Below are 14,500 nucleotides of genomic sequence, written 5' to 3'. Positions count from 1 at the left end.
TATTTGATTTTTTATTATATTTGTACAATAGGTTACAATAAGTGTAACTTTGCGATACTTCAATAAAATAATAGAAGCTATTGCTTAGAATCTCAATTCGAAAACTGGTAATTTTAGTATACGAGATGGTAAGCAAGAAGCTCACGACCTAGGCGTGGGCTCTCTTATCTGTATACAAGGTATACCAGTACCCCGAATTGGATAATGTAGAGTCCCATGCCGTTTTTCTTTTTATGCAGTTCTGCATTCTACATTGTTTAGTTATATTCTAAGACGCTTACAACATAGAGTATCTGTTGGATACAATAGGGTGTACAACCTATTGCGGCTGTTTTAGGCTTACTTGGGAAACGTTATTTTTTATTCATATTAATTCAAGATGTGTTATGGCAGGAGGCTGTTGCCAGGTCCTTGGTTTGCTTCCTGCTTGGCATGTCGAGAATTGTTTTTATTTTTTGTCAATATGAGTTAAGGGTAATAGAGCGTAACGTATAACGTAACCATTGGAAAACAAAAGAGCCCTCCTTGCATTTGGGTTTAATGGAATTGACACAGTGCAGGGGAGAGCCTTAGAATTTAACGAATTAAATCTATTTCAAAAGTATGAAAAAAAACTTTTGCAGCCTAAGTCATCTTCAAATGACACTTGGCTTCACAGTGCTGTGTTCTAGTATAGCAATTGCGCAGATGCGCACTGTTACAGGAACTGTAACGGACAATAATAAACCTATATCTGCTGTGTCGGTCTATCAAGAGGGTAGTGATATAGTAATACTCTCTGATTCTTCCGGGAAGTATTTTGTTCAGGTATCAGGTGATAATCCAATATTGGTATTTAAACATCCTGATTATCCTTTACAGAAATTAACCATTGGGAACAGAAGTGTGATCTCTATGAATTTGAGTGGTGAGGAGAATCAGATAGAGGAGGTGATTCTTAATGCCGGATACTATCAGGTACAGGAAAGGGAAAATACTGGTAGTATTGCTAAGGTGACTGCTAAGGATATTGCCAATCAACCGGTGACGAATGTGATGTCTTCATTGCAGGGGCGAATGGCTGGGGTGAATATTACTCAGAACTCGGGAACTGCTGGTGGTGGTTTTGATGTGCAGATCAGAGGTAGAAATAGTCTGCGTAGTCTTTTGAACAGTTCGGTTGATGGCAGTCAGCCATTATATGTGATTGATGGTGTGCCTTTGGGGGCAGCACTGTCTTCTAAATATTCGCTTACTGTTTTGCCTTTGCAGAATATCAGTCCTTTGAATGCTATCAATCCTAATGATATCGAGAGTATCGAAATTTTAAAGGATGCGGATGCGACTGCCATCTATGGCAGTAGAGGGGCGAATGGAGTTATCTTGATCTCTACTAAGAAGGGAAGGGGTAAGACACTTTCGCTTCAGCTGAATACGCAGTATGGTTTAAGTAATCCGACTTGTACAATGAAGATGATGTCTACACCGCAGTATCTGGATATGAGGAGACAGGCTTATGCTAATGCGGGGATCAGTACGATTCCTACAACTGCTTATGATGTGAATGGGGTGTGGAGTGCTGACAGGGATACGAACTGGCAGGATGAACTAATAGGGAAATGGGCGGAGAGTAATAATGTACAGCTATCCATCAGTGGTGGTACTAAACTGAGCAGCTTTTTAATCAGTGCGTCTCATTCTGAACAGGGGACTGTGTTTCCCGGGGATTTTAAGTACAAGACGAATATTCTGAATTCCAACTATAACTATACTTCTGAGGATGGCAGGTTTAAGTTGGATATGTCGAATATCTTCTCTGATCTTAAGAATAATGTGGTTAATACGGATCTGTTTACAAGGGCATTGACCTTAAGTCCGAATGCGCCTGCTTTATATGATGCTTCCGGGAATATCAATTGGCAAAATAACACGTTTGCGAATCCAATCGCTTCCCTTAATGGAACGTATAATAACAGCATCTATCAGATCAATCAGAACTTAGGCATGTCCTATCGTTTCTTATCTGATTTTCATTTTAAGCTGAATACAGGGATTAATTATCAGAACCTTGAGGAGTTTTCTCTACAGCCTCATACGATGTATAATCCTTCATTTGGGATGACTTCGAGAGATTCTTCGACATCGAAAAGTAACAACTCTGTGTTTACTTATCTGGCAGAGCCACAGGTGGGATGGGAAAAGTCTTTCGGAAATCATCAGGTGAATGTCTTGCTGGGCGGTTCATTTCAGCAGACTACGACTAAAACAACTTCAATTGTTGGGGTAGGTTTTTCAAGTAATTCATTGATGGAGAATTTAGCAGCGGCGACCACGAAAACCTTGTCACCGGACATTAAGAATGAGTATAAATATGTATCTGCTTTTGCACGGTTGAATTATCAGTTTAAAAGTAAGTACATCCTTAACTTAACGGGAAGGCGTGATGGGTCAAGCCGATTTGGTATTAATAACCGTTTCGCCAACTTTGGTGCTTTAGGAGCTGCCTGGCTGTTTTCAAAGGAACAGTTTTTAGATGATATCGGATGGCTGAGCTTCGGAAAGCTGAGAGCGAGTTATGGTATTACCGGAAGCGACTTTATAGGGGATTATCAATATCTGGATTCTTATACGATCTCTGGTAATATTTATAATACGAATGCCGGGCTTTATCCTTCTAGGCTATATAATCCTGATTTTAGTTGGGAACAGACTAAGAAACTGGAGACAGCATTGGAATTGGGATTGTTTAAGAATGCGCTGAACTTCTCTGTGGCTTATTACCGAAATGTGTCATCAGGCCAGTTGGTGGGACTGACGCTTCCGGCGACAACAGGTTTCAGTTCTGTTCAGGCCAACTTAAATGCTGAGGTTGAAAACAAAGGATGGGAATTGGAGTTGTCTTCAACACCAATCAATACGGATGCGTGGCAATGGCGCTCTTCTTTTAATATCAGTTATCCTGAAAATAAACTATTGTCTTTTCCGAATCTGGAATCTTCTACTTATGCGACAAGATATGTGGTGGGAATGCCGATATCTATTGTCAAGCTGTTTGATTATACTGGTATTAATGATCAGGGGCAATATACTTTTACAGATTATAATGGCGATGGTAAAATTTCTTCTCCTGATGATGCGCTAGCGATCAGGAATATTGGCGTTAAGTATTTTGGAGGATGGCAGAATGAACTACGATATGGGAATTTTACCTTTTCATTTCTGTGGCAGTTTGTTAAGCAAACAAACTGGAATTTTTACAGAACGATGACAACGCCCGGCAATATGAACAATCAGCCTGTGGAACTGCTAAATGTATGGTCTCCTGAAAATCCGAATGGTGTTATTATGCCGTATTCTCCGGGAACGGTAGCACAGGTTAATACGCTGGTGGGAAATTTTAGAAATAGTACGGCTGCGGTTGGTGATGCCTCGTTTATTCGCTTGAAGAATGTACAGATCAATTACAAAATTCCTGTGTTGTCCAAATGGTTAAAGGATGTAGTTGTCTATGCGCAGGGACAGAACTTATGGACCATTACTGATTATTTCGGTGTTGATCCTGAGTTTGTAACGACAGGCTTTATTCCTCCTCTAAAAACTTATTCTTTAGGTTTTCAAGTCAAATTTTAATTTAGTACAATTATGAAACAATATATTTTATTTTCTTCTGCTTATGTCCTGCTCAGCCTGCTGTTGTGTTGTGATAAGATGATCGAAGTAGATTCTCCTATCAATCAGATGACGACTGATGAGGTTTATCAGGATACCAACACGGCTTATGCGGCTTTGGATTATTTATATACAGAACTGCAGACTAATTCTGTCCTTGCGGGCGGTTCTTCCGGATTTGGAGTGCTATTAGGATCTTATACGGATGATCTGGATATATATACCGCACCCGGAACTTCTGATAATGTAGATGTCTATCTGAATCAGGTATTACCGACAAACAGTGTTGTAAAAGCGACCTGGACGAATGCTTATAAAGAGATTTATATGGCTAACGCCATCATTGCGGGTGTTGATCAGTCGACGGTATTAAATGCTCGTGATAAGGCTAAAATTAAGGGTGAAGCTATTTTGATAAGGTCTATTCTTTACTTTAATTTAACGCAGATATTTGGAAATATTCCCTACACGACTTCGACAGATTATAAAGTCAATCAGAGTTTAGGAAAGAAGACAGAAGCTGAAATATTGAGCTTACTGAAGGCAGATACCCAAATAGCCATTGAACTTTTGACGGATGAATACCGACAGTCTGAACGGATATTTGTGAATAGGAAAGTGGGACAAATTTTATTGGCGAACATCTTTTTGCTGGAAAAGAATTGGAATGGGGCAGAGCAGCTGTCAAAAGAGATCATTCAAAATTCTCTTTATGCTTTTGAAAATGACCTGAATAAAGTTTTCAAGAAAGGTGGAAAGCACATCCTATTTCAGCTGAAAACATTAACTGCAGGTACGGCTGTACCTGAAACCAAGGTTTTTTATTTTACGGCTGTTCCGCCGCCGGTTTACGCCGTCAGCTACAATCTTATCAATGATTTTGATATGGGTGATCTTCGTAAAAATGTTTGGATCACTTCCATAGGCAGTGGGACTGGCTACTTTCGTAATGACAAGTATAAGAACATAACGGTCAATAATGATGAGTATTCGGTAGTTTACCGATTGGAACAGGTTTACTTTATTTTGGCAGAAGCCTTAATAAGACAGAATAAATCTGCGGAAGCGGCCGGTTGGATTAATAAAACAAGACAGCGTGCAGGGATTAGTAATTTGCCTACCACTCTTGATCCTTCAATGGTGATGAATGAACTGGTTTTGGAAAAGAGACGGGAATTTTTTGGCGAGCAGGGTCAACGCTTTTTTGATCTTAAGAGATGGGACAAACTGGATATTCTGAAATTTAAAAAAGTCAACTGGAAAGACTCCCATCAATTATGGCCTCTTCCGGTATCGGAGATTTTGCTGAATGCTAACTTAAATCCACAAAATGAAGGCTATTGAAGGTATGATTGTCAGGTGGTGTTTTATTCTGTTGATTGTTTGTATTGGTTTTGTTTCTGGACAGGAGAGAGATTCATTATTTCTGAATCATCATTATAATATTGAACAGCACGAAGTGTCTCCCAACGGAAAATTCGTCAGTTTTAAGAAAGCGTATGAAATATCAAGAGATACGTTAGTCGTGATAAAGTCTGATAAGCCCAACAAGGAGGTATTTACAATGAGTGGTGTCAATCGTTCGTTTTTCACCAATCGAAATGTTTTGTTTGCTGTTAAAGGAAGAGAAATTGATATTATTAGTTGCGAGAGTTTAAAGATAGTGTCAATTCAGGATGTGTTGCAGGTGGAGTATATCAAAGATAAAGATCAGGTTTTGATTTTTCTTGAGCGTAATGGTAGTAAACTTCTGCAGATTTTGGATGGCAGTGGCAAGTTGTTAACTGAAATACCGGATATTGAAAGTATTCAGGTGTATAAAAGTCGTGATGTGTTTTTTACGAAATATTCAGCAGATCACTATAGCTTATATCTATTGAATAACTTGATGCCCAAGCTGTTGTTCAACTCACCGGAAAAAGTAAGATCCATTTATTATGCTGATTCAAAAAAGCTTGGCTTTACAACGCCATCACAAGTCAAAGGTCGTTATCGTTTAGGGTTTTGGGATGGCATTACTAAAGATTTTTACTATTTGGATAATGTATATCAAGAAAATATATATCAATTTAAAGCGTACAATACCATCAATCCTGATGAGATATACATTCAGGGATTTATTGAAAAAAAGGTTTCTACTTCTAAAGAAGCAGATATCTGGTACACGAATGATAACAGCTTGCAAAAGAAGATGATGTCACTGGATGAGGAACAGGTTTTTTTATTGTGGAAACCCAAAAGCAAGGATGTTAAAGTTCTTAAATCAAAAGAAGATCATGAGGTCGCCTATATTGGACATCCAAGGTATTACATCTCTATAAACCTCTATGAAATGCAGGACTATTCAAATTACAATCCTCCTTTGTTTTTGTACCGATACGATATTCAGACAGGTAAGATGGAGCCATTAGGAGTGGGTGCTTCCCGTAATTCTGTAAGTCCTAATGGAAATTACATTGTATCGTTCAAAGATACTCACTGGGTATTATTTGACGTCATCAACTTAACAAGTCAAAAAATTAATTTGCCCTACTCTGAAAATGTTTATTTTTCGAAGAATGGGGACTGTTTCTATCTGGAGCAGAAGGGTGGGATTGCTCGATACAACATAAAAACATCTGGTATTGAATTTATTCCAACATTGAAAGGCTATGATAATTCTATACTGGTAGCAGAAAAGGAAGCGCTTTTGCCAAAATCAAGACTGTATAGATGTACTGTTGATGACGATGTTTTCTTTTTAAAATTATTTCAAGAGAAATCTAACTCAAGCGCATTGGTTAAACTAGAGAAACGAAAAATGATTGTTTTACAAAATCCTACAGATGAGCGAATTTCAACTATTTCCTTTAACAGAAATCAAATGGTATCTTTTGTTAAGGAGAATTTATCGCGACCTCCATCACTTAATATGGTAAATAAATCTAAAACAACTTTAGTTTACAACAGCAACAAAAGTGATACAAAGATTAGTGGTTTGAAGTATAACAGATTTAATTACCATAATGATGACGGCAGACATCTTTCAAGCGTTTTAATCTATCCTTTAGACTATGACAAATCAAAAAAATATCCAATGATTGTTAATATCTACGAAACGCAGTCAAGACTGGGCAACTTTTTTTTGAGAGATGGCTATTTTTCTACTGCCGAGGGCTTCAATATCAGGCATTATATAGAGAATGGATATTTTGTTTATCTTCCTGATATTGTCTATGGAGAAGAGGGTGCTGGAATTGCAGCGTTAAAATGTGTAGATCTTGCTTTGGAAGTGATTGCTGGTGAGCCTGCAGTTGACTTTAAAAAGATTGGATTGATTGGTCATTCCCACGGCGCTTATGAAACGAATTTTGTAGCAACCCATTCCGATAAGTTTGCAGCCTATGTTTCGGGTAACGGCAATAGTGATCTGGTAAGTGCTTATTTTTCAATAAGTAAAATGTTTAAAAGTCCCTATTACTGGCAATTTGAAAATGGCCAATACAGGATGCCAAAACCTTTCTTTGAAATTAGTCCTCAATATTTGAGTAATAGCCCGATACTGGCTGCCAATAAAGTATCTGCTCCGATTCTAATTTGGGCAGGAAAAAAAGATCTTAACATCAGCTGGACACAATCTATGGAGTTTTATCTTGCTCTGAAACGAAGCAATAAAACAGCAGTGGCTCTCTTCTATGAAAATGAAGGGCATACAATTACAGATCCGGATTCTGCTAAAGATTTGTTTACAAAGATTGCGCAGTGGTTTGATTATTATTTAAAAGGTAAAAAGTCAGATTGGATAGTGAAACTTAATTAAATAAATAAAATATAGGGTGCTTTTAGGCACCCTATGTTAAAAAAATTTACGGGATACGGTGAAGTGTAGTAGGACAAGAACTTCCGGAAAGCTCTCTTAAGTTTTCGCTTCCCATTCCCACATCGGCTGTACATATTGGACCATCTTCTGTACTGCATTTAATAAAGGTGTTTTGACAGACCTGTTCCTCATTTGGTCTTAATACATAGCCATCAAGTATTGTTGCATTGCTCTTTTTTGAAAGTCCTGTAGCGAATGCACTGCCTGCTGAAATTAAAACTAAGACAGCAGGTAAAATGATTGTTCGTAGATTTTTCATTGTTTTGAAATTTTAATTATTTGCCTACTCTTGTAAGGGTTTTCGGCTGCTCCCATTCTGAGTAAAAAGATCAGTAATAGACTGCGCAAATCTGAATCTGATCAATTGGTTGCCGGTCAGCACAAATATGAACTGATCCGTGACAAGCATCTGGGAAATTTTCTTTTCCTTCAAATCTGGAATGTAAAAACTTCCCCAGTATCCCACGGGATTGGTTTTATAAACATCTATCACGATGTTCTTATGCCATAATTTTTTTGATTCATAACGGCCGATTAAAGTAGAATGGTTAAATAACACACCTTTGTAAACAGCTGACGTTTTATTAATGACTACCGAAGGTTTACTAACTTTAATACTGCCGTCTTGCAAGCGTTTGGTTTCGGATTCAGCTGGTTTAGTACCATCAATTGTTTTGATGATGTTCTTTGGTGTGTGCGTTTCTTGAAGGTGAATATATTCGCTGTGATAAAACGGCATGTAATAGACCTGTCTCTGAGGAATGTCAAATATCAAATTTCCATCATTGGTGAATACCGACTTGTAATCATTATTGATTTGATATTGGTTAAACTGCACTTTAGGAAAGGTGTTGAGATTAATTTTTCCAAACATTGCCCTGCCTTCTTTATTTTGACTTTTAATTAAAAATCCTGTGCTGTCAATAGGAATAAGCTGTTCAAAATACGCATCATTTTCACTGATTTTTTTTAATACACCAGTTGAATCATTAACATTGCCTTTGTAAATTACAGGGATGCTGCCGTCAAAGAAAAAATAATGATGATCTAGAGTTTTTATCTGTGAACGTCGGAAGCGTATGGTACTGTCTGGTTTTAATCGTATTAACTGTTTTCTATTAAAAGAAGTATCTATTTTCGTGATCAGAAATGGTGATGTTGAATTGCCTAAGATTATTTCGGAATTATTTATCCCAGCAAAATAATAGGAGTTAACTTTTAGGTCATAATTCTTATCTTCAGAAATAGGGTGGTGTGGAAAACGCCGTATAAAATTATTCTCTTTTTTTATAATATGTTCTGAAGAAAAGAACAATGCAATAACAATAGTTGATCCGATAAAAATGGCGACGAATAATTTTGCGAGTAATTTTAAATTTGTTCTCGAACTTTTTTGTGATGATAAACTTTTAATATTATATTTCTCATTAATGATGATCGCTGTAATTGCTAGCAAAACACACAAGAGATTAAAATACAGATGCGTTCGCCAGTCCATTTTTTCTAATATGCCACCGCAAGAACAAGGTACAAAATCGCTGAATTTAAGAATGAGATAGATGTAGATGGTGAAAGCACTCATCAATAATAAAGATGAATATAGACCGATATTACGATAGTTCTTTGTTAGTAATGCAGAAGAAATTACGAGTTCAGTTAGAATTACGGCATATGAAACATATCCAGCATAAGCACTCAATAAAGGTGATTGGGCGATTTGTATCTGGAAATTTTCGAAATCTATTATTTTACTTACACTGGCGTAAATAAATAATAAAACAAAAAAATAGGCGATCGATGTAACCGTAATATCTTTTAAATTTTTCATAGTTCTGTTTTTTAGCAGGCCATAATTAATCTCCATTTTATCTTCTCTCCGCAATAGTCTGGCATCTTAGTTCCTTTTGAGATGGGACAGGTAGTTTTAAAATTCCCCATACTCTCCCATATACCACTTTTAGGACATGGTAGGTCTGTTTTGGATATAATGTTTGAGGCCAGGGGAATCATTTGAAAGTAAATTTTATGGATTAATTATTTCTTGTATCTGTTTTCCAATCCTGAGTATCTTTTATGGGAGGATCAGGATCAATAGTTGATGTTGATTTTCTATCTGCTGAATCACTTTCTCTCAAGTACAGACTCGTTTTATCTTGATTTTGAATGCTTGATTCAGCTAATTCTGCAGTTTCTCTGCAGCTAATCATCGTTTGGGTACTTATAAGACCCATTAATAGGAACGTTAACTTCATAATAATTCAGATTTAAAGTTTGTTCCGACGTCGGAGGTATTAAGTAGAATTCTTGATTCAAAGATATTGGTGTATTGCACCAATAAAAAAGCTTGAGAAGGAGGGATTTAAAAATATGGACGTCAAAATTTATAAATTTTGACAAAGAAACTTAGCGGAAAAATTGTTTGGTAATTAGGTTTTTCTAAAATTGGCAGGCGATAATTAATCACGCTGCTAAAATCAAGGGTTGTATAAAATCTTATTACTAAATTTGAAGTGATACCCCTGCAATTTTCAAGTTGATGAAGAATATCAAACTAATAAACCTTTTTTTATATCTCTTTTTTACAAATTGTTTCGCCCATTCCAATTCAAATTCTCCTTACGTCGCTTTAAGAAAAAAATATGAAGACTTGAAAAAGAATGATGAACGGGCATTGCCATATGTTCATCAGTATATTGCTGAGGCTAAAAAACAAAATGACTTTAAATATCTTGCCCAAGGATTTAAAGATGCTATTTTTTATTCTGCCGATGAACAGGTAAAATTGATGTATGCGGATAGTACGATTATTGCGGCTTTGAAAACCAAGGACAATGACTTGATAAGTAACGCCTATCTTGGAAAAGGAATCATTTACTATTTTAACTTTAAACAGTTTGAACAGGCTTTAAACGAATATCTAAAAGCATATCAATATATTGAAAAATCAAATGACCTCTATCAAATCAATAAAGTAAAATACCATTTGGGAGTGGTCAAAAGCTATTTAGGATTTTTCGATGAGGCGCTTGACCTTTTTACAGATTGCAATATTTATTTTAAAGAACAGTTAAGAACTAAAAAGCATCTCAACTTGAGGTACAATGATGAAAAAGGCTATCTCAACAGTCTTCATCAAATGATTATTTGTTACAGAAACCTGAAAAAGAATGAAACTGCAGATTCATTAATTGATGATGGTCTAAGGTTTATCAATGATCGAAAGACTTTTAGCTTGGAACAAAGTTATCTTTTGAAATGTAAGGGAATTTCTGAGTTTTATAAATCTAATTATACAGGTGCTAAAATTTCTTTAAAGAAAGCCCTTCCACAAATTATAAAGGCTAAAGATTTTTCTTGGGAAGCTGTAATCTACTATTATCTAGGTAAAACATATTCTGCCGGCAGAAGTGATGTAAAAGCAGTCAGGTATTTTGAGAAAGTGGACTCTATTTTTACGAAAACTTCTTTTATACTTCCGGAACTGCGTATCTGTTACGAAGACCTAATTAATTACAATCATAGGCAAAAAGATTTTAGGAATGAATTGTACTATACCAAACAGCTTTTAAAAGTCGACAGCATCCTTGGTAAAAACTTTTCATACTTATCACCTAAAATCCATAGACAATATGATAAGCAAAGCTTATTAAAAATGAAAGAGGAATTAGAGCAGAAAGCAAATAACAGAACTGTCATAGCCTTGTTAACTGTACTGCTATCCTTCTCTATTATTTTGATTTTAGTTCTAAAGTACAGAAAGGAAAAATTTATTGCTTCAAAGTACCGTCTTCTATACGAAAAGTTAAATCGTGGAGAATCTGAAAAGCAGATCAAGCATCTTGAAAAACCAGAAATAGGAGAGCATAAAAAAAGCATTCTTAAACCAGAGCTCTTAGATGTTATCGCTGAAAAAATTCAATTTTTTGAACAACACAAAATATTTCTACAGAAGGGCATAACATTAAGTGTATTAGCTCAAAAACTCGATACAAATACTTATTACCTGTCCAGCTTCATTAATGAAACATTCAATATGAACTTCAGTCAGTATCTGAATCATTTAAGAATCAACTATATTACAGAACTGTTATTTAATGATAAGCGTTTTTTAAATTATACTGTTGAGGCATTGGCAGAAGAATGTGGGATGGCATCAAGACAAAGTTTTTCCGATATTTTTTTCGAAATCAACGGAATCAGGCCTGCAGACTTTATCAAAAACCGGCTTCAGCAACTGAAAAGCGATACCCTTTAACTTTTAAAATTGATAATCTTCGTAATTTTCTAAAAAAAGGACATGGTAACAAAAACATTTTTTAGAAAAGTTGCGCTTTTGCAGCAGGAGTTAGACATTGAAATCAAAAAGCTATTGGAGATTGAGGAAGAAAAAGTGGTCATTTATCAAAGGATACTTTTGCAAATTGACTTAAGTATCAGGGCACTCAAAAAACTGAGGAAAAGTTTCTCGTTTGAATCGATCGCTGACGAAGTTACTTTTTTTAAGATTTACAAGCCTTACTTTATTTCGCAATACATTTTTCATTCAAAAGCATTGCAGCTAGAAATTTCAAAGCCCACAGGTGGCGATAAGATTCTGAAGAAATATTTTCAGACAGAATTAAAAATACTAGAAGAACAAATCTCGGAAGATGGCCATTTTTATGATTATTACCGTAGAAAAGCCACTTATTTGGATCACAAGTATTTTACTACAAATTCGAATGATCTGAAAATGAAAATGTCGTTTCATTTATATGACTTCGATGAAGAATTTACAACGACTAACGATTACAAACTGGCCTTAATAAAAGCGAATGAGTTAGTTAGTAACTATCTGGTTAGTGAGATCGAGCATTTAGGTACTGGAAGTCGGACTTCGACAGATGGCAATACAAAAGTTTCCTGGACTTCCTCGAAAGTTTCTTTAATTGAAATTCTTTATTCTCTTCATTTATCACAATGCTTTAATGGCGGAAATATAGAATTTAAAGAAGTTGTTCGTGAAACTGAAAAGAATCTTGGTATTGATTTAGGCAATTTTTATAAAACTATCGGAGAAATCAAAAATAAAAAGTATAACAGAACAAAATTCTTACAACTTTTGACAGATAATCTAAATAAAGCCATTGATTTTAACGATATATGATTAGAAAGTCTAAATTCAGCTGTTTTGGGTTTGAAGATTCTATTTGCTTTCCTAATAGAGTTAGTACAAAACTCAGAATCGTTCGGTAGGTACGAAGACCTACCGAACTTTTCTTTTGACTTTTTCTAAACTTTGCCAAAGAAATATTCAACTACTATGGCATTTTCAATTCTTACCAAAGAAGATCTTCAGGAGTTCAAAATTGAATTACTGGAGGCTATTGAAAAATTAATCTTAGGCAATGTGACCGAACAGAAATTATGGTTACGTTCCTCTGAGGTTAAAGAATTATTAACTATTTCTTCTGGGACACTCCAGACTTTAAGAAATAACGGAACGATTTCTTTCAATAAAATCGGTGGTATTATATACTACAACTATAAGGATATCGAAAAGTTAATCAATAGACGCTAATCTTCAATTGAGTAATATGAATACCAATGTATCAACTTTTAAGCTTGTTACTCATATTGTAGAAGATCATAGATTTTATCCAACTCATATTGCACTCTATATAGTTTTGCTAAGATACTGGCAAATGAACCATTGTCAGAATTCATTTCGTATTTACAGAGAAGAAGTGATGAAACTAAGTAAAATCAAATCAATCGCTACATATCACAAATGTATCAAGGACTTGAATGACGCAGGATTTATCGTTTATTCTCCTAGCTTTAATACTTATAGAGGTACTTTGGTAGATATTGTATTACCAGATAAAATTAAAGAATCACTTTTCAGCAGAACAGAAACAACATCTCTAATTGATAATGCTCCAAAGTTTTTAGTTCCATCATTTTTTGAAGTAGAACTTTATTTCAATGAAAGAAATTTCTCTTCACTTGAAGCTAAAGAGTTTTATAATTTCTATGATTTGAGAGAATGGCGAAGAATTAATGATAAATTGATGATAAGCTGGCAGGCTGCCGCCAGAAATTGGATTATTAATTTAAAAAAATGATAGCACAAATGAGTAATATAGATCCTCAAACACCACTTTGGAAATTGACTGTTAAGGAGTTTTTAGAAGTAGCACGTAACATTAGTTCTGAAAAAAAATATGAGTATGGGCTTAAAGGTTTAGCGAAAATTCTGGGTTGCTCAGTTTCAAAAGCTTCCGAAGTTAAATCATCGGGAATTCTGAATGATGCAATTATTCAAAATGGCAATATTATAATTATTGATAAAGAAAAAGCGCTGGAACTTTTTGGAAAGAAATAATATATGTACTACCTAGAGCTTATACAAAGGTTTTGGATGTTCAATCAAAATAATCCTATTGGTGCTACTGCTGTCTCAATGTATTTGTATCTGCTGAAAACAGGATATGAAACTGATAGCTATGATTTTAAAATCTCGGATATAATGGTTGGTAATGAGCTTAAAATTACCAGAAAAACTGTAAAAATTGTAAAGCTTAAGCTAAAAGATTCTGGATTAATTGATTTTTCTACTAAAAATGGTACAGCCTGTATATATAAGCTTTTGCTTAATTATCCTACTGAAGCCATTCAGTACAAACAAAACAAAGTAATGAGTATTGAGGATGGTGAGTGTATAATTGATGATCACCGTCTTAGATATAAAGAAATTCCAACATTGTCAGAATTTTTAACTTATGTGAGAACATTAAAGCCATATCAATCTCAAATTGAAACTAAAGTGATTATAAAGTATAATCATTGGCTGCAAAACAATTGGTGTAGTGATAATACCAATAGACCGATTAATAATTGGAAAGCAACTATCAAAAGTATTTTGCCCTATCTGAAAGATATGGATGGCACTAATGAAATGGTTCTCAGTGATATTCCTAAAATTAACAGACCATAAGACGATGTCATTTT

Annotated in this window: 12 protein-coding genes; 9 read left to right on the top strand and 3 right to left on the bottom strand. The window is 35.2% G+C overall.

Annotated features, from left to right (window positions below; translation table 11 throughout):
- Positions 1-603 precede the first annotated feature (603 nt).
- The 3 genes from BUR19_RS09460 to BUR19_RS09450 are packed head-to-tail and all read left to right on the top strand — an operon-like array spanning position 604 to position 7,447.
- Positions 604-3,609 carry a SusC/RagA family TonB-linked outer membrane protein gene (locus BUR19_RS09460; RefSeq protein WP_074235094.1) on the top strand — a complete coding sequence of 1,002 codons (3,006 nt, stop codon included), beginning with the start codon at positions 604-606 and terminating at the stop codon, positions 3,607-3,609.
- Between the two features lie 12 nt (positions 3,610-3,621).
- Positions 3,622-4,992: a RagB/SusD family nutrient uptake outer membrane protein gene (locus BUR19_RS09455; RefSeq protein ID WP_074235093.1), complete on the top strand. Its 1,371-nt coding sequence runs from the start codon at positions 3,622-3,624 to the stop codon at positions 4,990-4,992.
- A complete protein-coding gene (locus BUR19_RS09450; protein ID WP_074235092.1) occupies positions 4,979-7,447 on the top strand; it encodes an alpha/beta hydrolase family protein in 2,469 nt (822 codons plus the stop codon). The genes BUR19_RS09455 and BUR19_RS09450 overlap by 14 nt, the downstream gene beginning before the upstream one ends.
- A gap of 46 nt (positions 7,448-7,493) precedes the next feature.
- On the opposite strand, the gene BUR19_RS09445 is transcribed toward BUR19_RS09450, so the two are convergent.
- From BUR19_RS09445 to BUR19_RS09435, 3 genes are all read right to left on the bottom strand, one after another.
- Positions 7,494-7,766, bottom strand: a complete 273-nt coding sequence (locus BUR19_RS09445) for a DUF6520 family protein (protein WP_074235091.1) — start codon at positions 7,764-7,766, stop codon at positions 7,494-7,496.
- A gap of 24 nt (positions 7,767-7,790) precedes the next feature.
- Entirely contained in the window at positions 7,791-9,335 is a 1,545-nt protein-coding gene (locus BUR19_RS09440; protein WP_074235627.1) for a MauE/DoxX family redox-associated membrane protein, read from the bottom strand.
- A 202-nt stretch (positions 9,336-9,537) separates the two neighbouring features.
- On the bottom strand, positions 9,538-9,714 hold the full coding sequence (locus tag BUR19_RS09435) for a hypothetical protein (protein WP_175565890.1): 177 nt from the start codon (positions 9,712-9,714) through the stop codon (positions 9,538-9,540).
- A 440-nt stretch (positions 9,715-10,154) separates the two neighbouring features.
- On the opposite strand from BUR19_RS09435, the gene BUR19_RS09430 reads away from it, so the two are divergent.
- The 6 genes from BUR19_RS09430 to BUR19_RS09405 all read left to right on the top strand — a co-directional run bounded on the left by BUR19_RS09430 (position 10,155) and on the right by BUR19_RS09405 (position 14,486).
- The gene (locus BUR19_RS09430; protein WP_175565889.1) at positions 10,155-11,762 is read left to right on the top strand and encodes a helix-turn-helix domain-containing protein; all 1,608 of its coding nucleotides are present in this window, start codon (positions 10,155-10,157) and stop codon (positions 11,760-11,762) included.
- Between the two features lie 42 nt (positions 11,763-11,804).
- Positions 11,805-12,653 carry an RteC domain-containing protein gene (locus tag BUR19_RS09425; protein WP_074235088.1) on the top strand — a complete coding sequence of 283 codons (849 nt, stop codon included), beginning with the start codon at positions 11,805-11,807 and terminating at the stop codon, positions 12,651-12,653.
- Between the two features lie 156 nt (positions 12,654-12,809).
- Positions 12,810-13,067, top strand: coding sequence for a helix-turn-helix domain-containing protein (locus BUR19_RS09420; RefSeq protein ID WP_074235087.1), 258 nt, complete (start codon positions 12,810-12,812; stop codon positions 13,065-13,067).
- A gap of 16 nt (positions 13,068-13,083) precedes the next feature.
- Positions 13,084-13,614, top strand: coding sequence for a hypothetical protein (locus BUR19_RS09415; RefSeq protein ID WP_074235086.1), 531 nt, complete (start codon positions 13,084-13,086; stop codon positions 13,612-13,614).
- Between the two features lie 8 nt (positions 13,615-13,622).
- The gene (locus tag BUR19_RS09410; protein ID WP_074235626.1) at positions 13,623-13,874 is read left to right on the top strand and encodes a DUF3853 family protein; all 252 of its coding nucleotides are present in this window, start codon (positions 13,623-13,625) and stop codon (positions 13,872-13,874) included.
- 3 nt (positions 13,875-13,877) lie between these two features.
- On the top strand, positions 13,878-14,486 hold the full coding sequence (locus tag BUR19_RS09405) for a hypothetical protein (protein WP_074235085.1): 609 nt from the start codon (positions 13,878-13,880) through the stop codon (positions 14,484-14,486).
- Positions 14,487-14,500 lie beyond the last annotated feature (14 nt).

Origin of the sequence: Epilithonimonas zeae, assembly GCF_900141765.1 — a bacterium.
GTDB classification, from domain to species: domain Bacteria; phylum Bacteroidota; class Bacteroidia; order Flavobacteriales; family Weeksellaceae; genus Epilithonimonas; species Epilithonimonas zeae.
The sequence above is the reverse complement of the archived record's forward strand: the minus strand, read 5'-3'. Positions and strand labels throughout refer to the sequence as shown.